Origin of the sequence: Frigoribacterium sp. PhB160 (assembly GCF_003751785.1) — a bacterium.
Lineage (GTDB): Bacteria > Actinomycetota > Actinomycetes > Actinomycetales > Microbacteriaceae > Frigoribacterium.
On the sequence record NZ_RKIE01000001.1, the window covers coordinates 923,078 to 944,144 of the forward strand.

Genomic DNA, 21,067 nt, shown 5'->3' on the forward strand with positions numbered 1-21,067 from the left:
ACACCCGAGGTAGATTGACGAGATGAAGCTCGAGCTCAAGGGCATCACCAAGCGATTCGGCGCACTGACCGCCAACGACCACATCAGCCTGACCGTCGAGCCGGGGGAGATCCACGCCCTCCTCGGCGAGAACGGCGCCGGCAAGTCGACCCTGATGAACGTGCTGTACGGCCTCTACCAGGCCGACGAGGGCGAGATCCTGCTGGACGACGTCGTCCAGCGCTTCTCGGGCCCCGGCGAGGCCATGGCCGCCGGCATCGGCATGGTCCACCAGCACTTCATGCTCGTGCCCGTGTTCACGGTCGCGGAGAACGTCATGCTCGGCCACGAGGAGACGAAGAGCGGCGGCCGGCTCGACCTGGCCGCGGCCCGCGCGAAGGTGCGCGAGATCTCGCAGCGCTTCGGCTTCGACATCGACCCCGACGCCGTCGTCGAGGAGCTGCCCGTCGGCGTGCAGCAGCGCGTCGAGATCGTCAAGGCGCTCTCCCGCGACGCCAAGGTGCTCGTGTTCGACGAGCCCACGGCCGTGCTAACCCCTCAAGAGACCGACGAGCTCATGGGCATCATGCGCCAGCTCCGCGACGCGGGGACCGGCATCGTCTTCATCACCCACAAGCTGCGCGAGGTGCGCGAGGTGGCCTCCCGCATCACGGTGATCCGCCTCGGCAAGGTCGTCGGCGAGGCCGACCCCACCGCGAGCAACGCCGAGCTCGCGTCGCTCATGGTCGGCCGCGCGGTCGAGCTGACCGTGCAGAAGGGCCCCGCCGCCCCCGGCGAGGCCGCGCTCGTCGTCGAGTCGCTGCGGGTCGTCGACCCGATCGGGCAGGTCGTCGTCGACGACGTGTCGTTCGAGGTGCGCCGCGGCGAGGTGCTCGCCATCGCCGGCGTGCAGGGCAACGGCCAGACCGAGCTGACGGAGGCGATCCTCGGCCTCCAGTCCCGCGTCCAGGGCCGCGTCTCCCTCGACGGCCGCGACATCACGGGCCACAGCGTCCGTCGCGTGCTCGACGCCGGCGTCGGCTTCGTGCCCGAGGACCGCAACGAGGACGGCCTCGTCGGCGAGTTCACCGTCGCCGAGAACCTCATGCTCGACCGGTCGCAGTCCGGCCCGTTCGTCCGGCGCGGCTCGCTCCGCCTGGCCGAGCTGGCGGCCTTCGCCGTCGAGAAGGTGCGCGAGTTCGACATCCGCACGCAGGGCATCACGACCCCGGCCGGCCGCCTCTCGGGCGGCAACCAGCAGAAGGTCGTGCTCGCCCGCGAGCTCAGCCGCGACCTGCGGCTCTTCGTGGCGGCCCAGCCGACCCGCGGCATCGACGTCGGCTCGATCGAGTTCGTCCACAAGCGCATCGTGGCGACCCGCGACGCGGGCGTGCCCGTCATCGTCGTCTCGACCGAGCTCGACGAGGTCGTCGCGCTGGCCGACCGCATCGCGGTCATGTACCGCGGCTCGATCATCGGCATCGTGCCCGCCGACACCCCGCGCGACGTGCTCGGGCTCATGATGGCCGGCGAGGCCCCCCAGGGAACGGAGCACGCGGCGTGAGCGACGCGACCACCACGACCACCCCGGCGCCGCAGGGCGCCCCGACGGGCGGCGTGCCCGAGGCGGAGGACTCGCGCGGCTCACGGCTGCTGCGCGAGATCACGACGGGCAACGCGGCGATCTCGGTCCTCGCCGTCGTCCTCGCGCTCGTCGTCTCCGGCCTGCTGATCGGCTTCACCGACCCCGACGTGCAGGCGACCACGGGGTACTTCTTCTCGCGCCCCACCGACTTCTTCCAGGCGTTCTGGGCCTCGGTCGGCGGGTCGTACTCGTCGCTGTTCCAGGGCGCCGTCTACAACTTCCGCGTCGACGGCTTCGCCGCCGGCATCCGACCGCTGACCGAGACGCTGAACTACGCCGTCCCGCTGATCGCCGCGGGCCTCGGCGTCGCGCTCGCCTTCCGCGTGGGCCTGTTCAACATCGGCGCCCGCGGCCAGATGCTCGTCGCGGCCGGCGCCGCCGGCTGGGTCGGCTTCTCGTTCGACCTGCCGCTCGCCGTGCACCTGCCGCTCGCCCTCCTCGCGGGCATCGCGGGCGGCGCGCTCTGGGGCGGCATCGTCGGCCTGCTGAAGGCCCGCACCGGCGCCCACGAGGTGATCCTCACGATCATGCTCAACTACATCGCGTACTACCTGCTGTCGTTCGCGCTGCGGACGCCCGGCCTCCTCCAGGCCCCGGGCAGCCCGAACCCGAAGGCGCCCGCGACGCTGCCGAGCGCCGTGCTGCCCGACCTGTTCGGCCCGCGCTACAACCTCAACTGGGGCTTCCTGCTCGTCATCGCCATCACGGCGGTCGTCTGGTGGCTGATCAACCGGTCCACGCTCGGCTTCCGGTTCCGTGCGGTCGGCGAGAACCCCCACGCAGCCCGGACGGCCGGCATGAACGTCAAGAACATCTACCTCTACGCGATGCTCATCTCCGGTGCGCTGGCCGGCGTCGCGGGCTCCACGCAGGTGCTCGGCACGCTCACGACCGGATTCACCTCGGGCATCGACGCCGGCATCGGCTTCGACGCCATCACGGTCGCCCTCCTCGGCCGCTCGCGCCCCTGGGGCGTGTTCGGCGCCGGCGTGCTCTTCGGCGCCCTCAAGGCCGGCGGCTACTCCATGCAGGCGGCCAACGGCGTCCCCATCGACATCGTGCTCGTCGTCCAGTCCCTGATCGTGCTGTTCGTGGCGGCCCCGCCGCTCGTCCGCAGCATCTTCCGTCTGCCCGCGCCGGGCGCCCGCCGGGCCCCGCGCGGCTCGAAGAAGGAGGCGGTGGTCACCAAGTGAGCACCCTCACCCCCGACACCGCGGTCCCGGCCGCGCCCACGCCCGGGCTCGCCCGCACGACGACCCGCAGCTACAAGGCACCCGTCGCGTTCGCCGTCTTCACGGTCATCGCCGCGGTGCTCTTCGTCGCCTTCGCCCGCGAGGGCTCGAGCACGTTCCGCCTCGCGACCTCGACCGACTTCGTCGCGCTGCCGGACGCCGTGCTGCCGTCGGCGCCGACCGGCGTCGTGCTCACCGTCGTGCTCGCCGCCCTCACCGTCGTCGCCTTCGTGACGGCCCGAGGTGCGAAGCGCGTGCCGATCTGGTTCGTCGCCGCGTTCGGCGTGCTCTTCCTCGTGGCCTTCCTCACCTGGACCAGCGCCGACGCGACGATCCCCGTCCCCGGCCTGCTGCTCGGCGCCCTGGCGCTCAGCACCCCGCTCATCTTCGGCGCCCTCGGCGGCGTGATCAGCGAGCGCGTCGGCGTCGTCAACGTCGCCATCGAGGGGCAGCTGCTCGCCGGCGCCTTCGTGTCGGCGGTCGTCGCGTCGGCGACCGGGTCCGCGTACGTGGGCCTCGCCTCCGCGATGGTGGCCGGCGTGCTCGTCTCGATGGTGCTCGCCGTCTTCAGCATCCGGTACATCGTCGACCAGGTCATCGTCGGCGTCGTGCTCAACGTGCTCGTCACGGGCCTCACGAGCTTCCTGTACTCGCAGGTGCTCACCAAGTCCGACGCGCTCAACGCCGGCGTCCGCTTCCCGCAGCTGCCGATCCCCGGGCTCAGCCAGATCCCGGTCGTGGGCCCGGTCTTCTTCCGCCAGACGATCATCGTCTACCTCATGTACATCGCGATCGCCGTCGTGTTCTACGGGCTGTTCCGCACCCGCTGGGGCCTGCGCCTCCGCGCCGTGGGGGAGCACCCGCAGGCGGCCGACACCGTGGGCATCAAGGTCAACGCGACCCGGTTCTGGAACGTCTCGCTCGCGGGCGCCATCGCGGGCCTGGGCGGCGCGTACTTCACGCTCGGCTCGCTCGGCAACTTCCAGAAGGAGATGACGGCGGGCGCCGGCTTCATCGCCCTCGCCGCGGTCATCTTCGGCCGGTGGGACCCCATCCGCGCCACCCTCGCCGCGCTGCTGTTCGGCTTCGCGTCGAACCTGCAGAACGTGCTGGGGGCCATCGGGTCGCCCGTGCCCAGCGAGTTCATGCTCATGCTGCCGTACGTCGTCACGATCTTCGCCGTCGCCGGCCTCGTCGGCCAGTCCCGGGGCCCCGCCGCGTCGGGCAAGCCCTACGTGAAGTCGTGAGCGTCGCCGAGACCACCGACTGGGAGGCCCTCCGCGAGGCCGCCCGGGAGGCGATGACCAAGGCCTACGTGCCGTACTCGAGGTTCCCGGTGGGGGCCGCGGCGCTGACGACCGACGGCCGCCTGGTGACGGGCTGCAACATCGAGAACGCGTCGTACGGCATCACCCTCTGCGCGGAGTGCTCGCTCGTCACCGACCTGATCATGGGCGGCGGCGGCACGCTCGTCGCGTTCGCCTGCGTCGACGGCAACGGCGGCGTGCTGATGCCCTGCGGTCGATGCCGCCAGCTGCTCTACGAGCACTCCGACGCCTCGATGGTGCTCGACACCGTCTCCGGCCTCAAGACCATCGACGAGGTGATCCCGGACGCGTTCGGGCCCCGTCAACTCGAGCAGTACCGCGACTCCCAGTCGTAGCGAGGAGCACCACCATGACCAGCACCGCCCCCACCGCCGTCGAGCCCTTCGACACCGTCGACCTGATCCGCACCAAACGCGGCTCCGGATCGCTCGCCACGGCCGAGATCGACTGGCTGATCGACGCCTACACGCGTGGCTACGTCGGCGACGAGCAGATGGCCGCCCTCACCATGGCGATCTTCCTCAACGGCATGGAGCGCCGGGAGATCCGCGACCTGACCCTCGCGATGATCCGCAGCGGCGAGACCATGGACTTCAGCGGCCTCGGCAAGACCACCGTCGACAAGCACTCGACCGGCGGCGTGGGCGACAAGATCACCCTGCCGCTCGCGCCCCTCGTCGCGGCGTTCGGCGTCGCCGTGCCGCAGCTGTCGGGCCGCGGACTCGGCCACACCGGCGGCACCCTCGACAAGCTCGAGTCGATCCCCGGCTGGCAGGCCTCGATCTCGAACGAGCGGATGCGCGAGATCATGGCCGACAGCGGCGCGGTCGTCTGCGCGGCGGGCTCCGGCCTCGCCCCGGCCGACGGCAAGCTCTACGCCCTCCGCGACATCACCGGCACCGTCGAGTGCATCCCGCTCATCGCCTCGTCGATCATGAGCAAGAAGATCGCCGAGGGCACGGCCGCCCTGGTGCTCGACGTCAAGTTCGGGTCGGGCGCCTTCATCCAGGACATCGCCCAGTCGCGCCTGCTCGCCCAGACCATGGTCGACCTCGGCAAGGACGCGGGCGTCGCGACGACCGCCCTGCTCACCGACATGAACGTGCCCCTCGGGCTCACGATCGGCAACGCGCTCGAGGTGCGCGAGTCGGTCGAGACGCTCGCCGGCGGCGGCCCGGCCGACATCCGCGAGCTGACCGTCGCCCTCGCCCGCGAGATGCTCGCCCTCGCCGGCCAGCCCGACGCCGACGTCGAGGCGGCCCTCGACGACGGCCGGGCCATGGACGCCTGGAAGGCCATGATCCGCGCCCAGGGCGGCGACCCCGAGGCGGCCCTGCCGACGGCCCGCGAGACGCACGTCGTCACCGCCGAGCGCTCGGGCTACCTCACCGAGCAGCACGCCCTGCCCTTCGGCATCGGCGCCTGGCGCCTCGGCGCCGGCCGCGCCCGCAAGCAGGACCCCGTGCAGGCGGCCGCGGGCATCGAGCTGCACGCGAAGCCGGGCGACGCCGTGACCGAGGGCCAGCCCCTCTTCACGCTCCACACCGACGAGCCCGCGCGCTTCGAGCGGGCGCTCGAGGCCGTCGCCGGCGGCTGGACGATCGGCGACGAGCAGGTGGCGCGCGGCCCCATCGTCGCCGAGCGCGTCTCGTAGCGCGGCGGGGCGACCACCCCGGCGGAGCGGGCGTCCAGGAGGCGCGGGGCGCGCCTCCTGCGCTCGTCCCGCCCGCGTCCGCCCGGCGTCCAGGATCGTGCCCCGGGTCGCGGGTAGATTGACGGGATGAGCGCACCGGACAAGGACTACCGCATGCCCGACGGAGGGCCGAGCATCGTCTCCCTCCCGAAGGTCTCGCTGCACGACCACCTCGACGGGGGCCTGCGTCCGCAGACCATCGTCGAGCTCGCCGACGAGATCGGCTACGAGCTGCCCGTCCAGGGAGGCGCCGACGCCCTCGGCCGCTGGTTCGTCGAGAACGCCGACTCGGGCAACCTGCCCGACTACCTGAAGACCTTCGACGTCACGACCGCGGTCATGCAGACCGAGTCGGGCCTCGCCCGCGTCGCGCACGAGTTCGTCCTCGACCTCGCGGCCGACGGCGTCGTGCACGGCGAGGTGCGCTGGGCGCCCGAGCAGCACCTCCGCGGCGGGCTCTCGCTCGACGAGACCGTCGAGGCCGTGCAGTCCGGCATCGACGCCGCGATCGCCCAGCTCGCCGACGAGGGCCACGAGATCAGCGTCGGACAGCTCGTCACCGCCATGCGGCACGCCGACCGCGGCCTCGAGATCGCTCAGCTGGCCGTCCGCCACCGCGAGTCGGGCGTCATCGGCTTCGACATCGCCGGGGCCGAGGCGGGCTTCCCGGCCGGCAACCACCGCCCGGCGTTCGACCTGCTGGCCCGCGAGTTCTTCCCGGTCACCGTCCACGCGGGCGAGGCCGACGGCCTCGACAGCATCCGCGGCGCCCTGATCGACGGCCGGGCCCTGCGCCTCGGCCACGGCGTCCGCATCGCGGAGGACATCCGGGTCGTCGAGAGCAAGGGCGAGCAGACCACCGTCGAGCTCGGCCCGATCGCCGCCTGGGTGCGCGACCGCGAGATCGCCCTCGAGCTGTCGCCGCAGTCGAACCTCCAGACCGGCGCGATCGCCGCCTGGGGCCGCGACCTCGACGACCACCCGTTCGACCTGCTGTACCAGCTCGGCTACCGCGTCACCGTGAACACCGACAACCGCCTGATGAGCGACACGAGCATCAGCAAGGAGCTCGCGCTGCTGACGCAGGCGTTCGACTACGACCTGGGCGACCTGCAGGCCTTCCAGCTCAACGCGGCCGCCGCGAGCTTCCTCCCGCTGGAGGACCGCGACGACCTCGCCGACCGCATCACGGCCGGGTTCGAGGCGGCCTGACGTGGCGCTGCCCCCGCTCCCCGACGAGGCGATCGTCATCGCCGCGGAGGTCGGCGACTGGCGTTCGGCCGTCCACGTCGCGGGTGCGGCGCTCGTCGACTCGGGCGCGGCCCGCGAGGGCTACGGCGACGAGATGGTGCGCATGATCGACGAGCACGGGCCGTACGTCGTGATCGCGCCGGGGCTCGTGCTGGCGCACGCGCGCCCGGGCGACCGCGTCGTCCGTGACGGGCTCGCGGTCGTGACCCTGGCCGAGCCGGTGCCCTTCGGCCACCCTCACAACGACCCGGTCACCGTCGTGCTCGGGCTCGCCGTCGAGTCGGTCGGGGGCCACCTCGAGTCGATCGCCGACCTGGCGAACGTGTTCAACGACGCCTCGGTCATCCCCGCGCTGGCCGCGGCGACCACCCCCGACCAGATCCGGGCCCTGATGGGCCTCACGGAGGACGCATGAAGATCGTCACCATCTGCGGCGCCGGCATCGGCAGCAGCGGCATCCTCAAGGTGAACGCCGAGCGCGTCCTCGCCCGGCTCGACATCGAGGCCGACGTGGTGGCGGCCGACGTGGCCTCCATCGCCGAGGTGGGCGACGACGCGCAGGTGATCCTCACCTCGGCGGAGTTCGTCGAGGCGATCGGGTCGACCTTCGCCGACGTCATCGTCATCCAGAACCACTTCGACCAGCAGGAGCTCACCGAGAAGCTGCAGAGGTCGCTCGGCTGAGCCGGACGCGACGCCCTGCCGGGCGCCGGGGGGACGACGGAGGGGCGGTGCCGGTCGGCACCGCCCCTCCGTCGTCGTCGGACGCCCGGACCTAGGCGAGCAGGGCCCGCATGCCGGCGTCGAGGTCGGCGACCGAGGCCTCCGCCGCGGCACGACGGGCGACGGCATCGCCCTCGGTGCTCGAGGAGTCGATGTAGACCTTGAGCTTCGGCTCGGTGCCGCTCGGGCGCACGATGACGCGCGAGCCGTCGGTGAACCAGTAGCGGAGCACGTCGCCGGCGGGGAAGTCGCCGAACCCGTCACGGAAGTCGTCGACGTGGTCGACGTCGTGCGTGCCGACCCGGGCCGGGGGAGACTGGCGAAGGCGGGCCGTCAGCGCGGCGATCCGGTCGAGGTCGTCGACGCGGACGGAGATCTGCGACGAGGCGTACGCGCCGAACTCGGCGTCGAACGCGACCAGGTGCTCGGCGACGCTCGAGCCCGCCGTGTGCAGCTCGGTCGCGAGGGCGAGCAGGTCGACCGCGGCCGAGATGCCGTCCTTGTCGCGCACCTTGTCGGGGTCGACGAGGTAGCCGAGGGCCTCTTCGTAGCCGTAGAGGAGGCCGCCGACCCGCGAGACCCACTTGAAGCCCGTGAGGGTGTCGGCGTAGTCGAGGTCGTAGCGCCGGGCCACCTCGCGGAGGGCGGGGGAGGAGACGATGCTCGCCGCGAGCGTGCCGTCGGCGTCCGCCGCCCGGGCGCGCTCGGCCGCACGCCAGCCGAGCAGGGCGCCGACCTCGTTGCCGCTGAGGCGCCTCCAGCCGTCCGACGTCGGCACGGCGACGGCGAGCCGGTCGGCGTCGGGGTCGTTGGCGATGATCAGGTCGGCCTCGACGCGGTCGGCCGTCGCGAAGGCGAGGTCGAGGGCGCCGGGCTCCTCCGGGTTCGGGAACGCCACGGTCGGGAACGCCGGGTCGGGAGCCGACTGCTCGGCCACGGGGATGGGCTCCATGAAGCCCGCGGTGGCGAAGACGCGCCGCGCGACCTCCCACCCGACGCCGTGCATCGCCGTGTAGACGACGCGGGGCTGGCGACCCGTGGCCGACGTGCCCGCCAGGGCGGCCGTCCGGCTGACGTACTCGCCGACGAGGTCGTCCCCGCTCTCGCGGTAGTCGTCCGACCGCGTCAGCTCGCCGATCGGCCGCGTGGCCGCGTCGTCGATGCAGCGGGCGATCTCGGCGTCGACCGGCGAGACGATCTGCGACCCGGCGTCGGCGCCGCCGAGGTAGACCTTGTAGCCGTTGTCCTGGGCGGGGTTGTGGCTCGCCGTCACCATGACCCCGGCGCTCACGTCGAGATGCCGCACCGCGAAGGCCAGCACGGGCGTCGGCAGCGCCCGGGGCAGGACGATCGCGCGCACGCCGGCGCCGGTCATGATCTCGGCGGTGTCGCGCGCGAAGACGTCGGAGTTCGTGCGTCCGTCGTAGCCGATGACGATCGAGGGCTCGCGCTCGCGCCCGAGGAGGAAGGCCGCGAACCCGGCCGCCGCCTGGGCGACGAGCACGCGGTTCATGCGGTTCGGCCCGGCGCCGAGGGCACCGCGCAGCCCGGCCGTGCCGAACGCCAGCCGCGTGGCGAAGCGGTCGCGCAGGTCGGCGAGCGATGCGTCGTGGCCGGCACGCGCCTCCTCGATCAGGGCGTCGAGCTCGGCACGGGTCCGGTCGTCGGGGTCTTGGTCGCGCCAGGCGGCGGCCGCCGAGAGCAGCGCCGAGGCGTCGTCGTGCCCGGCGGCCCGCTCGTCGCTCACAGGGCCGCCACGATGCGGGCGAGGAGCGCGCTGATGGTCGCCTCGGCGTCGCGGCCGGCCTGCAGCACCTCCTGGTGCGACAGGGGCTCTTTCTGGATGCCGGCGGCGAGGTTGGTGATGAGCGACATGCCGAGGATCTCCATGCCGGCCTGGCGGGCGGCGATCGCCTCGAGCGCCGTCGACATGCCGACGATGTGGCCGCCCATGGCCTTGGCCATCTGCACCTCGGCGGGCGTCTCGTAGTGCGGTCCGCGGAACTGCGTGTAGACGCCCTCGTCGAGGGTGGGGTCGATGCCGCGCGCGAGGTCGCGGAGACGGGCCGAGTAGAGGTCGGTCAGGTCGATGAAGGTCGCGCCCTCGAGGGGCGAGTCGGCGGTGAGGTTGATGTGGTCGCTGATCAGCACGGGGCTGCCGGGCGTCCACGTCTCCTTGATGCCGCCGGCGCCGTTCGTGAGGATCATCGTCGTCGCGCCGGTGGCGGCCGCGGTGCGCACGCTATGGACGACGCGGCGGACGCCGTGGCCCTCGTAGTAGTGCGTGCGGGCGCCGATGACGAGCGCGGCCTTGCCGCTCGGCAGGGCGATGCTGCGGATGGAGCCGGTGTGCCCGACGACCGCGGAGGCGCTGAAGCCGGTGATCTCGGTCGCGGGGACCTCGGCGACGGTCTCGCCGAGGAGGTCGGCGGCGCGGGCCCAGCCGCTGCCGAGCGTCAGGGCGATGTCGTGGTGGGCGACGCCGGTCGCCCGGGCGATGTCGGCGGCGGCCGTCCTGGCGACCTCGAAGGGGTCGGCGGTCGGGTCGTCGAGGGGGTGCGTGGGTGTCTCGGACATGCGCACCACTCTAGGGTCTGGGCGGGTCCCGCCCCGCCCCGGGCCCCTACGGCTGGTCGATGCTGAGCAGCACGTGGCCCGACGAGACCGTCTCGCCGACGGTGGCCGAGATGCCCGAGACGACGCCGTCGCGGTGGGCGGCGACCGGCTGCTCCATCTTCATGGCCTCGAGCACGAGCACGAGGTCGCCCGCGACGACGTGCTGGCCCTCCTCGACGGCGAGCTTGACGACGGTCGCCTGCATGGGCGACTTCACCTCGGCGCCCGTCGCGGTGACGACCGACGACCGACCGGCGCCGCGGCGGCGGGGGGCGGCGGCCGGAGGCGCGGTGCGGGCACCGAGGCCGGCAGGCAGCGAGACCTCGACGCGCTTGCCGCCGACCTCGACCACGACCGTCGTGCGCTCGTCGTCGGGTCGGGGCGCCTCGGCCTCGCCGCTCCACGCGGGGATGTCGTTGACGAACTCGGTCTCGATCCAGCGCGTGTAGATCGAGAAGGGCTCGTCGCCGGCGGGCGCGAAGGCGGGGTCGCGGACGATGGCGCGGTGGAAGGGCAGCACCGTGGGCAGGCCGGCCACCTCGAACTCGTCGAGGGCGCGGCGCGAGCGCTCGAGGGCGTCCTCGCGCGACGAGCCCGTGACGATCAGCTTGGCGAGCAGCGAGTCGAACGAGCCGCTGATCTCGTCACCGGCCTGCACGCCGCTGTCGACGCGGACGCCGGGGCCGCCCGGGGCCTTGAAGACGTGCACGGGGCCGGGGGCCGGCATGAAGCCGCGACCGGCGTCCTCGCCGTTGATGCGGAACTCGAACGAGTGGCCGCGGGCCTCGGGGTCGCCGTAGTCGAGCACGCCGCCCTCGGCGAGGCGGAACTGCTCGCGGACCAGGTCGATGCCCGTCACCTCTTCCGAGACGGGGTGCTCGACCTGGAGGCGCGTGTTGACCTCGAGGAACGAGACGGTGCCGTCCTTGCCGATCAGGAACTCGCAGGTGCCGGCGCCGACGTAGCCGACCTCGCGGAGGATGGCCTTCGACGACTCGTAGAGGGCGGTGGTCTGCGCCTCCGTCAGGAAGGGGGCGGGCGCCTCCTCGACGAGCTTCTGGTGGCGGCGCTGCAGCGAGCAGTCGCGCGTCGACACGACGACGACGGTGCCGTGCGCGTCGGCCAGGCACTGGGTCTCGACGTGTCGGGGCTGGTCGAGGTACTTCTCGACGAAGCACTCGCCGCGGCCGAAGGCGGCGACGGCCTCACGGACGGCCGAGTCGAACATCTCGGGCACCTCGTCGCGGGTGCGGGCGACCTTGAGGCCGCGTCCGCCGCCGCCGAACGCCGCCTTGATGGCGACGGGCAGGCCGTGCTGGTCGACGAAGTCGAGCACCTCGTCGGCGCCGGAGACGGGGTTGAGGGTGCCGGGGGCGAGGGGCGCGCCGACCCGCTCGGCGATGTGGCGCGCGCTGACCTTGTCGCCCAGCTGCTCGATCGCCTCGGGGGAGGGGCCGATCCAGATCAGGCCCGCCGCCGTGACGGCGCGGGCGAAGTCGGCGTTCTCGGCGAGGAAGCCGTAGCCGGGGTGCACGGCGTCGGCGCCGGAGCGGCGCGCGACCGAGAGGATCTTGTCGATGACGAGGTAGGTCTCGGCGCTCGTCGTGCCGCCCAGGGCGTAGGCCTCGTCGGCGAGTCGGGCGTGCGGGGCGTCGCGGTCCTGGTCGGCGTAGACGGCGACCGAGGCGATGCCGCTGTCGCGCGCGGCCCGGATCACCCGGACGGCGATCTCTCCACGGTTGGCGATGAGGACCTTGCTGATACGCGGCATAGTCCCCCACCTTATTCGGAGTCGACACCCGTCCTTTGGCTGACGTGCACAAAAACGGGCCGGAGGCGCGTGAGCTTTCCTACCAGGCGCCCGGTCAGGCCGGGGTCGCCCCGCTCGTCCACAGTTCGTGCCAAGGCACGCCGAAGCCCTTCACCAGGGAGCGGAGCACCGGCACCGAGAGGCCGACGACCGCGCTCGGCGTGCCCTCGATCCGGCTGATGAACGCGGAGGCGATGCCGTCGATGGTGAACGCCCCCGCCACCTCGAGGGGCTCGCCGGTCGCGACGTAGGCGGCGAGCTCGTGCGGGTCGAGGTCGTCGGCGAAGGTGAGGTGCGCGCTGGCGACGGCGCCGGCGCCCCCGGCCGGGTGCTCCTCGGAGACGCGGGGCGCGCCTCCCCGGTGGTCGACCAGCCAGTGGCCCGACCAGAGGGTGCCCTCCCCGACCTCGGCCATGCGCTCCCAGCGGGCGAGGGCCAGGGCGGGCTCGTGCGGCTTGCCGTGCACCTCGCCGGCGAACTCGAACGCGCTGTCGCCGCCGAGCACGAGGCCGTCGAGCGGGCGTCCGTCGACCGTGACGTCGAGCACGGCCTCGGCCTTGAGCCGCGCGAGCAGCGAGACCGTGGCGGCGGCGTCGAGGGGGCGGCCGAGGCGCTCCTCCTCGTGCGCGACCGCCGCCTCCTCGTCGACGCCGGGGCTGATGAGCACGGGCTCGATCCCGGCGGCCCGCAGCAGTGCGAGGCGGGCGGGGGAGGTGCTGGCCAGGTAGAGGGGGACGGTCATGCCGACCAGCCTGTCAGACTCGTCGCATGGGAGACATGCAGGGCCGTGAGGTCGAACTGGACGTGACCGGCATCGCACACGGGGGCATCTCGGTGGCGCGCCTCGACGGCCGGGTGGTGTTCGTGTCCGACACCCTGCCCGGCGAGCGGGTGGTCGCGCGCGTCACTGACGACCGGAAGAAGTCGTTCTGGCGCGCCGAGACGGTCGCCGTGCTCGAGCCGAGCGAGCACCGCCGCGAGCACGTCTGGTCGGCCGCCGCCCTCGACGTCGCGCCCGAGCGGCGGGCCGGAGGCGCGGAGTTCGGCCACATCGCCCTCCCGCACCAGCGCGCCCTGAAGGCCCAGGTGATCCGTGACGCGCTCGTGCGCACCGGGGGCATGGGCGAGGCCGAGGCCACGGTCGAGGTCGCCGCGCTGCCGGGCGACGACGAGCGCGGCGGCACCGGCTGGCGCACGCGGGTGCGGCTGCACGTCGACGCCGACGGCCGCCCGGGCCCCTACGCCGTCCGCTCGCACACGGTCGTGCACGTCGACGACCTGCCCCTGGCGACCCCGGAGGTCGCCGAGGCGGCGCCGCTCGGCGACGCGTTCCCCGGCGAGCAGCACGTCGACGTGCTCGCCACGAGCGACGGCGGCGCCCGCCTGATCATCGGCGACCAGGCCCGCAGCACGGTCACCGAGCGCGTCGGCGACCGCGAGTTCCAGCTCGACGACCGCGGGTTCTGGCAGGTCCACCGCCACGCGGCCGAGACGCTGTCGGCCGCCGTCCGCGACCTCGTCGACCCCGAGGCGTTCGACCCGCGCGCCGCGAACCTCGACCTCTACGGCGGCGTCGGGCTCCTCGCCGCCGCGCTCGGCGACGAGTTCGGGCCGGCCACCCGGGTCACGAGCGTCGAGAGCGACGAGCGCGCGACCGAGCACGCGTCGGAGAACCTCGCCGAGTGGCTCGGGGCCTCCGCCGTCACGGGGCGCGTCGAGCGCTGGATCCGCCAGGTCGCCTCGCAGGCGGGCGCCGCCGAGCGCAGCCGTCACCGGGCCGCGACCGTCGTCCTCGACCCGCCGCGCTCGGGCGCCGGCCGCGAGGTCGTCGAGGCGATCACCGAGCTCGCCCCGGCCCAGGTCGTCTACGTCGCGTGCGACCCCGTCGCCCTCGCCCGCGACGTCGCGCTCTTCCGTGACGGCGGGTACGACGTGGACGCCCTCCGCGCCTGGGACCTCTTCCCGAGCACCCACCACGTCGAGACGGTCGTGCGGCTCCGACGCCGCTGAGCGACGGTCGTCGCGGGGCGCCGGCACCCCCGAAGGGGAGGCGCGGACCGGCCCGGGCGTCGGGGGCGGGGGACGGGCGTACCGATACGATGGGCGGTGTTGACGGCCAGGATCAGGGACCGGGCCGCACGCCGACCGAAGGAACACCGTGACCGAAACCTCGACGGACGCCGCCGCGTCGACCGCGTCGACCTCGTCCGCCCCCGCGCCCGTGCGCGTCGCCATCGTCGACGACCACGAGTCGGTCCGCCTGGGCATCCAGGCCGCGTGCCAGAACGAGGGCTTCGAGGTCGTGCTCACGGCGGCCGGCGTCACCGAGTTCGTCGAGGGCCTGGCCGGTCGTGAGGTCGACGTCGTCGTCCTCGACCTGTCGCTCGGCGACGGGTCGACGGTCACCGAGAACGTCAAGCGCGTGCAGGCGACCGGCTCGGCCGTGCTCGTCCACAGCATCGCCGACCGCGTCGCCAGCGTGCGCGAGGCGCTCGCCGCGGGGGCGGCGGGGGTCATCCCCAAGTCGTCGGCCACGAAGACCGTCATGGCGGCCGTCGCGACGGTGGCGCGCGGCGACGTGCTCAACAACCTCGAGTGGGCGAGCGCCATCGACGCCGACCGCGACTTCGCCAAGGCCCAGCTCGGTCGCCGTGAGCGCGAGATCCTGCACCTCTACGCCTCCGGCCTGCCGCTCAAGCTGGCCGCGCAGCAGCTCGGGATCGGCTACTCCACCGCCCGCGAGTACCTCGACCGCATCCGCGTCAAGTACGTCGAGGTCGGACGCCCCGCGCCCACGAAGGTCGACCTCCTGCGTCGCGCCGTCGAGGACGGCATCCTGCCGGGTCTCGACGCGGACGGCGCCGATGGCCGCTGAGCGGCCGCCGACCGCTCCCGCCCCGCCGCCCCGCGCGGCGCGGAACCCCATCAGCCGGGCCCTCTTCGACAAGGTGCTCGGTCGTGTCGTCGGCGCCGCCGGGCTCGTCTTCGGCCTGCAGGCCCTGACCACCGCGGTGACGCAGTTCGACGACATGCAGCTCGCCTGGGCCTGGATCATCGGCCTGTCGATGTTCGGCGGCTTCGTCGTCATCGGCGTCGCGAGCGTCGTCGTCCGCGGCGTCGAGACCGCGTGCGCGTTCCTCGCGATCGCGTACCTCATCGCCCTCGTGACCTGGCCCCTCGCCGTCGAGGACCCGGGCGTCGTCCAGCCCCAGCAGCCCTGGCTCTGGTACCTCTGCACGGTGGCCACCGCCGCGGCCGCCTACTCGTTCTCGGCCTGGGTCGCGACGGCGTACCTCTTCGCCGCCCCGATCGTCTACGGCCTCATCCGCCTCACCCCGTCCGGAGGCGCGGTGTCGGTCTCCCGCGCGGTGCTCGACTCGACGTACGCCGTGCTGCTCGGGGGCGGCGTGCTCATCCTCGTCCTGATCCTGCGCCAGGCCAGCGCCGCGGTCGACGCCGCGCAGGCGACCGCGGTCACCCGCTACTCGTCCGCGATCCGGGAGCACGCGACGGAGCTCGAGCGCGTCCAGGTCGACGCGATCGTGCACGACAGCGTCCTCACCACCTTCATCCAGGCCGCCCGGGCGTGGTCGCCGGAGGAGAAGGTGCTCGCGACGAACATGGCGCGCAACGCCATGGCCCACCTCTCGACGGCGGCGAGCTCGACGCCGTTCGACGAGTCGCACACGACCCTCTGCGCCCTGCGCGACCGGCTGGTGGCCGCGATCGCCGAGCTGGGCGTCGAGGTCGACGTCGCCACCGAGGGGCTGGAGGACCACGGCCTGCCGTCGCCGGCGGCCGAGGCGCTCTGCAGCGCCGCGGTGCAGGCGGTCGTCAACAGCTCGCAGCACGCGGGCGACGGCCCGGGGGTGCGGCGGTGGATCGACCTCGCGCCGACGGAGGACGGCGGCGCCGAGGTCGCGGTCGGCGACACGGGGGCGGGCTTCGACCCGGCCGAGGTGCCCGAGGGCCGTCTCGGGGTGCGCGTGTCGATCCTCGAGCGGGTCGCCAACGCCGGAGGCCGCGCCCGGATCGACTCGCGCCCCGGCGAGGGGACCGTGGTGCGCCTCCGCTGGCCGGCCGTCGACGACGCGGCGGAGGCGGCCTCGTGAGGGTCTCGGTGCCCCGGTGGCTCATCGTGTCCCTGGCCGCCGTGTTCTCGGCCTACCACCTCGTGCTGGCGGCGGCGTCGCTCGACCGGGTCGCCGATCCGGTGCCCGTCGTGGCGTGCATGGCCCTGTACGGGGTGGTCACGGTCATGGTGCTCTGGCCGTCACGGCAGCCGGCCATGCCCGTCTGGCTCGCCGGCTTCGCGCTCGCCGTCAGCATCGTGGTGCCGCTCCAGGTGACGTCCCAGCTCGACCCGTCCGACAAGAACGGCTACGCGACCTGGTACGTCGCGGCCGTTGGCACGCTGATGGTCATCGTGTCGACGCGCCGACGACAGGGCTTCGCGTGGCTCGGCGTCGGCTTCATGGCCGTGCACGCCGCGTCGTGGGCCGGGTTCGGGGCCCTCGCCGACATCGGCGCCGTGGGCAGTGTCAGCTGGGTGGCGTTCTCCCACGCCATCTCGTCGACCCTGACGCGGGCCAGCCGCGAGACCCGCGAGTTCATCCTCGCCGAGCACGAGGCGGCCGACTGGCAGGCGGCGCAGGAGGCCCACGTCAACGAGCGTCAGTACCGCCTGCTGCAGACGGGACGGACCGCCCGGCCCATGCTGCAGGCCATCGTCGCCCAGGGCGGCGACCTCGACGCCGGCCAGCGCGAGGAGTGCCTCCACCTCGAGGGCGCCATCCGCGACGAGATCCGCGGGCGGCGCCTGCTCGACGACGCGGTGCGGGCCGAGGTCATGGCGGCCCGCCGTCGCGGCGCCGTCGTGAGCCTCCTCGACGAGGGCGGCATCGACGACCTCGGGGTCGACGACCTCCGGCGCGTCCATGCCGCGCTCGCGGAGGCGCTGCACGGCTCGTCGGCCGACCGCCTCATCGTGCGGACCGTGCCCGGGGGCGGGGACGACGCGGTGACGGTGGTGGGGATCGGCTCGCCCGACCCGTCGTCGAGCGCCCTCGGGCAGGGAGTCTCGACGGGGGACGACGACGACGAGGACGACGACGAGGTGCAGCTCTGGCTGCAGATCCCGCGGCACGTCGACTGACGGCCGAGGGGGAGTCCTCGGGCGACTCGCGGCGACCGGCGAGAGGGCCCCGGAGATGACGGAAGGCCCAGACGGTGACGTCTGGGCCTTCCGGAAGATCCCGGGTCAGGGCGATAACCCGAATACCGCCCTGACCCGCCCCCGATCGGAGCCCGCTTACCCTAGTCGGCGTCCGATCGGCGATGCAACTCTGAGAGAGACACCTAGCAAGAACTACTATGCGCCCCGGTGGAGCCCGTGCACAGTCGTCATTTAGGGGGACACCGGAGGGCAGACGGACGAGTCTGGCCCCTCTCGGCCTCCGCTCAGGCGGAGAAGCCGCGCCAGTGCCCGGCGCCGCGCGACTGCGGGCGTCGGAGTCGCCGCTGCGACCGCGACCAGGCGGTCTCCACCGGCACGGCGGCGGTCGCCGCCTGCGCGGCCTCGGCGGCCTCGACGGCGGCCAGCACGGCCGTCACGGCCGCGAGCTCCTCCGCGCTCGGGGAGCCCGAGACGACGCGCAGCAGGGCGTCGTCCGCCCCGGGGGACGACGCGGCCGCGTGGCGCCCGGTCACAGGGGGATGTTCCCGTGCTTCTTGGGCGGCTGCTCGGCGCGCTTCGTGCGGAGGGCTCGGAGGGCCTTGATCACGGAGACGCGGGTGGCCGCGGGCTCGATGACGCCGTCGAGCTCGCCTCTCTCTGCAGCGAGGAACGGGCTGGCCACGTTGTAGGTGTACTCGCTGGCGAGCCGGGCCCGCACCTCGGCGACGTCCTCGCCCGCGGCCTCGGCGGCCTTGATCTCGCCGCGGTACAGGATGTTGACGGCGCCCTGTCCGCCCATCACCGCGATCTCGGCCGTGGGCCAGGCGAGGTTGATGTCGGCGCCGAGCTGCTTCGACCCCATGACGATGTAGGCGCCGCCGTAGGCCTTGCGCGTGATGACCGTGACGAGGGGCACGGTCGCCTCCGCGTACGCGTAGAGCAGCTTCGCCCCGCGGCGGATGACGCCGGTCCACTCCTGGTCGGTGCCCGGCAGGTAGCCCGGCACGTCGACGAGCGTGAGGATCGGGATGCCGAAGGCGTCGCAGAACCGCACGAAGCGGCTCGCCTTCTCGCCGGCCTCGATGTTCAGGGTGCCGGCCATGGCCGAGGGCTGGTTGGCGATGATGCCGACCGAGCGGCCCTCGACGCGGCCGAAGCCGATGACGATGTTCGGGGCGAAGAGCGGCTGCACCTCGAGGAACTCGCCGTCGTCGACGACGTGCTCGATGACGGTCGTGACGTCGTAGGGCTGGTTCGGGCTGTCGGGGATCAGCGTGTTCAGCTGCCGGTCGTCGTCGGTCGTCTCGAGCTCGACCGCCCGGTCGAAGACGTGGGGCTCGGACAGGTTGTTGTCGGGCAGGTACGACAGCAGCGACCGGGCGTAGTCGAGGGCGTCGTCCTCGTCGCTGGCGAGGTAGTGCGAGACGCCGCTCACCGTGTTGTGCGTCAGGGCGCCGCCGAGCTCCTCGAAGCCGACGTCCTCGCCCGTCACCGTCTTGATGACGTCGGGGCCGGTCACGAACATGTGGCTGGTCTTGTCGACCATGATGACGAAGTCGGTGAGGGCGGGGGAGTACACCGCGCCTCCGGCCGCCGGCCCCATGATGAGCGAGATCTGCGGGATGACGCCCGACGCGGCGGTGTTGAGGCGGAAGATCTCGCCGTACTTGCCGAGGGCGACGACGCCCTCCTGGATGCGCGCCCCGCCGCTGTCGAGGATGCCGATGATCGGCACGCCGGTCTTCAGCGCGAGCTGCATCACCTTGATGATCTTCTCGCCGGCCACCTCGCCGAGCGACCCGCCGAAGACGGTGAAGTCCTGCGAGTAGACGGCGACCTGGCGGCCGTGGATCGTGCCCGTGCCGGTGACGACGGCGTCGCCGTAGGGGCGCTTGGCCTCCATGCCGAAAGCGTGGGTGCGGTGGCGGACGAACTCGTCGAGCTCGACGAACGACCCCGGGTCGAGCAGGCCGTCGATGCGCTCGCGCGCCGTCATCTTGCCCTTGGCGTGCTGCTTGGCGATCGCGGCCTCGCCGCTCGCCGTCACGGCCTCGTGGTACCGCGAGCGGAGGTCGGCCAGCTTGCCGGCGGTGGTGCGGAGGTCGGGCTGCGCGGCCTCGGGCTGCGGGGCGCCGGGGGAGGTGGGGTCGGAAGTCACGCGCTTCACTCTACCCAGGGCGTCGGCGCCCGCCGTTGGAGACATCCGCACGTCCGGCGGACCCGGAGTTGTGGGAGTCCTCGCAGAATATGGTGGGCTGGTGACCTTCCCGCTCAGCTCAGCCCGCGCCTCCCGCCTCGTCCGGGTCGACGAGACCGGGTCGACGAACGCCGACCTGCTGGCCGACGCCGCCGCCCCCGACGGCAGCGTCCTCGCGACCCTCTCCCAGACGGCGGGCCGGGGCCGCCTCGGCCGCACGTGGACGGCTCCGCCCGGGCGGACCCTCGCGGCGAGCCTCCTCCTCGACGCCCGGCGCCTCGGGCCGGACGCCCTCGGCTGGGTGCCGCTCGTCGCCGGGGCGGCGATGCGCGCCTCCGTCGCGGCGGTCGTGACCCGGGGCGAGGTCGGGCTCAAGTGGCCGAACGACGTCCAGGTCGACGGCCTCAAGGTGGCGGGCCTGCTGGCCGAGCTGCGGCCCGACGGGTCGGCCGTCGTCGTCGGCGCCGGCGTCAACCTCGCCCTCGCCGCGGACGAGCTGCCGACCCCGACCTCGACGTCGCTCGGCCTGCACGGTGCGGAGGGCACGCCGGAGGCGCTGGCCGACCGGGTGCTGTCGGCCTGGCTCGACGGGACCCGAGGGCTGCTCGCCGCGCTCGCCACGGGCGACGAACCGGCCCGCGAGGCCGTCCGGGCCCGGGTGGAGGCCGAGTGCACGACGATCGGCCGCCGGGTGCGGGTCGAGCTGCCGGGAGGCGCGGACCTCGTCGGCGAGGCGGTCCGGCTCGACGCCGACGGCCGGCTCGTCGTCCGGGCGCCGGGTCGAGGCGACGTCGCCGTGGCCTCGGGCGACGTGACGCATCTGCGGTATGAATGACCCCATGAGCGACCCCCGGCAGCCGCAGCCCGAGAGGGTGATCGCGCGCCTGCACCCGCACGCCCGCGTGCTGTTCTGGCCGTCGGTCGTCCTCGTCGTGCTCTGCGGCGCCGCGGGCTGGTTCGCGGGCAGCTTCGACGAGGAGTGGCAGAACCAGGTGCTGCTCGGCGCCGCGGCCGCGCTCGCCGTGCTGCTCTGGCTCGTCCCGCTGCTCGTCTGGTCGGGCCGTCACTACGTCGTCACGACCCGGCGCATCGTCATCCGACGCGGGCTCTTCGTCCGCACGCGGCAAGAGCTCCTGCACAGCCGGGGCTACGACCTCACCGTGCGGAAGAACGGCGTGCAGAGCCTCTTCCGCAGCGGCGACGTGCTCATCAACACCGGGCTCGACCGCCCCGTCGTGCTCTGGGACGTGCCCGGTGCCGATCTCGTCCAGGCGACGCTGCACGACCTCATGGAGGCGAACGCGAGCCTCGTGGCCGACCGGCGCCGTCACGACCGGTCCGCCCCCGACGCCGGGGGCCCCGGCTGGCCGCCCGGTCCGCCGCGGCGCGATTAGTCATCGGACCCCGTCGCCCCCTA

General features: G+C 73.4%; 20 protein-coding genes. 14 read left to right on the top strand and 6 right to left on the bottom strand.

What is annotated here, in order from left to right:
- Positions 1-22 precede the first annotated feature (22 nt).
- The 8 genes from EDF38_RS04385 to EDF38_RS04420 all read left to right on the top strand — a co-directional run bounded on the left by EDF38_RS04385 (position 23) and on the right by EDF38_RS04420 (position 7,812).
- The gene (locus tag EDF38_RS04385) at positions 23-1,543 is read left to right on the top strand and encodes an ABC transporter ATP-binding protein (protein ID WP_123354139.1); all 1,521 of its coding nucleotides are present in this window, start codon (positions 23-25) and stop codon (positions 1,541-1,543) included.
- Positions 1,540-2,817 carry an ABC transporter permease gene (locus tag EDF38_RS04390; protein ID WP_123354140.1) on the top strand — a complete coding sequence of 426 codons (1,278 nt, stop codon included), beginning with the start codon at positions 1,540-1,542 and terminating at the stop codon, positions 2,815-2,817. Before EDF38_RS04385 ends, EDF38_RS04390 begins: the two co-directional genes overlap by 4 nt.
- Positions 2,814-4,103: an ABC transporter permease gene (locus tag EDF38_RS04395; protein WP_123354141.1), complete on the top strand. Its 1,290-nt coding sequence runs from the start codon at positions 2,814-2,816 to the stop codon at positions 4,101-4,103. Before EDF38_RS04390 ends, EDF38_RS04395 begins: the two co-directional genes overlap by 4 nt.
- Entirely contained in the window at positions 4,100-4,519 is a 420-nt protein-coding gene (locus EDF38_RS04400; protein WP_123354142.1) for a cytidine deaminase, read from the top strand. Before EDF38_RS04395 ends, EDF38_RS04400 begins: the two co-directional genes overlap by 4 nt.
- Positions 4,520-4,533: 14 nt before the next feature.
- A complete protein-coding gene (locus tag EDF38_RS04405) occupies positions 4,534-5,838 on the top strand; it encodes a thymidine phosphorylase (protein ID WP_123354143.1) in 1,305 nt (434 codons plus the stop codon).
- A 126-nt stretch (positions 5,839-5,964) separates the two neighbouring features.
- Positions 5,965-7,089 (top strand): adenosine deaminase, encoded by a 1,125-nt coding sequence (locus EDF38_RS04410; protein ID WP_123354144.1) that lies wholly within the window; start codon positions 5,965-5,967, stop codon positions 7,087-7,089.
- A 1-nt stretch (position 7,090) separates the two neighbouring features.
- Positions 7,091-7,543 carry a PTS sugar transporter subunit IIA gene (locus tag EDF38_RS04415; RefSeq protein WP_123354145.1) on the top strand — a complete coding sequence of 151 codons (453 nt, stop codon included), beginning with the start codon at positions 7,091-7,093 and terminating at the stop codon, positions 7,541-7,543.
- Positions 7,540-7,812, top strand: coding sequence for a PTS sugar transporter subunit IIB (locus EDF38_RS04420; protein ID WP_123354146.1), 273 nt, complete (start codon positions 7,540-7,542; stop codon positions 7,810-7,812). Before EDF38_RS04415 ends, EDF38_RS04420 begins: the two co-directional genes overlap by 4 nt.
- 91 nt (positions 7,813-7,903) lie before the next feature.
- Here the strand turns inward: EDF38_RS04420 and EDF38_RS04425 are convergent, their stop codons facing one another.
- The 4 genes from EDF38_RS04425 to EDF38_RS04440 all read right to left on the bottom strand — a co-directional run bounded on the left by EDF38_RS04425 (position 7,904) and on the right by EDF38_RS04440 (position 13,019).
- Positions 7,904-9,598, bottom strand: a complete 1,695-nt coding sequence (locus EDF38_RS04425) for a phospho-sugar mutase (RefSeq protein WP_123354147.1) — start codon at positions 9,596-9,598, stop codon at positions 7,904-7,906.
- A complete protein-coding gene (locus tag EDF38_RS04430; protein ID WP_123354148.1) occupies positions 9,595-10,428 on the bottom strand; it encodes a purine-nucleoside phosphorylase in 834 nt (277 codons plus the stop codon). Before EDF38_RS04430 ends, EDF38_RS04425 begins: the two co-directional genes overlap by 4 nt.
- 46 nt (positions 10,429-10,474) lie before the next feature.
- Complete coding sequence (locus tag EDF38_RS04435; RefSeq protein ID WP_123354149.1) at positions 10,475-12,238, bottom strand: biotin carboxylase N-terminal domain-containing protein; 1,764 nt, start codon at positions 12,236-12,238, stop codon at positions 10,475-10,477.
- A 94-nt stretch (positions 12,239-12,332) separates the two neighbouring features.
- Entirely contained in the window at positions 12,333-13,019 is a 687-nt protein-coding gene (locus EDF38_RS04440) for a nucleoside triphosphate pyrophosphatase (RefSeq protein ID WP_123354150.1), read from the bottom strand.
- Between the two features lie 26 nt (positions 13,020-13,045).
- Here EDF38_RS04440 and EDF38_RS04445 point away from each other — a divergent pair, with 26 nt between their 5' ends.
- From EDF38_RS04445 to EDF38_RS04460, 4 genes are all read left to right on the top strand, one after another.
- Complete coding sequence (locus EDF38_RS04445; protein WP_123354151.1) at positions 13,046-14,287, top strand: class I SAM-dependent RNA methyltransferase; 1,242 nt, start codon at positions 13,046-13,048, stop codon at positions 14,285-14,287.
- Between the two features lie 211 nt (positions 14,288-14,498).
- Entirely contained in the window at positions 14,499-15,152 is a 654-nt protein-coding gene (locus EDF38_RS04450) for a response regulator transcription factor (RefSeq protein WP_123355022.1), read from the top strand.
- Positions 15,142-16,389 carry a sensor histidine kinase gene (locus EDF38_RS04455; RefSeq protein WP_123354152.1) on the top strand — a complete coding sequence of 416 codons (1,248 nt, stop codon included), beginning with the start codon at positions 15,142-15,144 and terminating at the stop codon, positions 16,387-16,389. Before EDF38_RS04450 ends, EDF38_RS04455 begins: the two co-directional genes overlap by 11 nt.
- Positions 16,386-17,432, top strand: a complete 1,047-nt coding sequence (locus EDF38_RS04460; RefSeq protein WP_123354153.1) for a hypothetical protein — start codon at positions 16,386-16,388, stop codon at positions 17,430-17,432. The genes EDF38_RS04455 and EDF38_RS04460 overlap by 4 nt, the downstream gene beginning before the upstream one ends.
- Positions 17,433-17,737: 305 nt before the next feature.
- Here the strand turns inward: EDF38_RS04460 and EDF38_RS04465 are convergent, their stop codons facing one another.
- Together EDF38_RS04465 and EDF38_RS04470 are read right to left on the bottom strand one after the other, a co-directional pair.
- On the bottom strand, positions 17,738-17,986 hold the full coding sequence (locus EDF38_RS04465) for an acyl-CoA carboxylase epsilon subunit (protein ID WP_123354154.1): 249 nt from the start codon (positions 17,984-17,986) through the stop codon (positions 17,738-17,740).
- Positions 17,983-19,611, bottom strand: a complete 1,629-nt coding sequence (locus EDF38_RS04470; RefSeq protein ID WP_233572207.1) for an acyl-CoA carboxylase subunit beta — start codon at positions 19,609-19,611, stop codon at positions 17,983-17,985. Before EDF38_RS04470 ends, EDF38_RS04465 begins: the two co-directional genes overlap by 4 nt.
- Positions 19,612-19,711: 100 nt before the next feature.
- Here EDF38_RS04470 and EDF38_RS04475 point away from each other — a divergent pair, with 100 nt between their 5' ends.
- Both EDF38_RS04475 and EDF38_RS04480 read left to right on the top strand, forming a co-directional pair.
- Positions 19,712-20,485 carry a biotin--[acetyl-CoA-carboxylase] ligase gene (locus tag EDF38_RS04475; RefSeq protein ID WP_123354156.1) on the top strand — a complete coding sequence of 258 codons (774 nt, stop codon included), beginning with the start codon at positions 19,712-19,714 and terminating at the stop codon, positions 20,483-20,485.
- A 4-nt stretch (positions 20,486-20,489) separates the two neighbouring features.
- Positions 20,490-21,044 carry a PH domain-containing protein gene (locus tag EDF38_RS04480; protein WP_233572208.1) on the top strand — a complete coding sequence of 185 codons (555 nt, stop codon included), beginning with the start codon at positions 20,490-20,492 and terminating at the stop codon, positions 21,042-21,044.
- Positions 21,045-21,067: the final 23 nt, after the last annotated feature.

Bases quoted from the DNA above. Each gene is read 5' to 3' on its own strand.
- EDF38_RS04435 (WP_123354149.1), bottom strand. From the start codon at position 12,238: ATGCCGCGTATCAGCAAGGTCCTCATCGCCAACCGTGGAGAGATCGCC.
- EDF38_RS04445 (WP_123354151.1), top strand. From the start codon at position 13,046: ATGGGAGACATGCAGGGCCGTGAGGTCGAACTGGACGTGACCGGCATC.
- EDF38_RS04410 (WP_123354144.1), top strand. From the start codon at position 5,965: ATGAGCGCACCGGACAAGGACTACCGCATGCCCGACGGAGGGCCGAGC.
- EDF38_RS04440 (WP_123354150.1), bottom strand. From the start codon at position 13,019: ATGACCGTCCCCCTCTACCTGGCCAGCACCTCCCCCGCCCGCCTCGCA.
- EDF38_RS04480 (WP_233572208.1), top strand. From the start codon at position 20,490: ATGAGCGACCCCCGGCAGCCGCAGCCCGAGAGGGTGATCGCGCGCCTG.
- EDF38_RS04385 (WP_123354139.1), top strand. From the start codon at position 23: ATGAAGCTCGAGCTCAAGGGCATCACCAAGCGATTCGGCGCACTGACC.
- EDF38_RS04405 (WP_123354143.1), top strand. From the start codon at position 4,534: ATGACCAGCACCGCCCCCACCGCCGTCGAGCCCTTCGACACCGTCGAC.
- EDF38_RS04455 (WP_123354152.1), top strand. From the start codon at position 15,142: ATGGCCGCTGAGCGGCCGCCGACCGCTCCCGCCCCGCCGCCCCGCGCG.
- EDF38_RS04420 (WP_123354146.1), top strand. From the start codon at position 7,540: ATGAAGATCGTCACCATCTGCGGCGCCGGCATCGGCAGCAGCGGCATC.
- EDF38_RS04430 (WP_123354148.1), bottom strand. From the start codon at position 10,428: ATGTCCGAGACACCCACGCACCCCCTCGACGACCCGACCGCCGACCCC.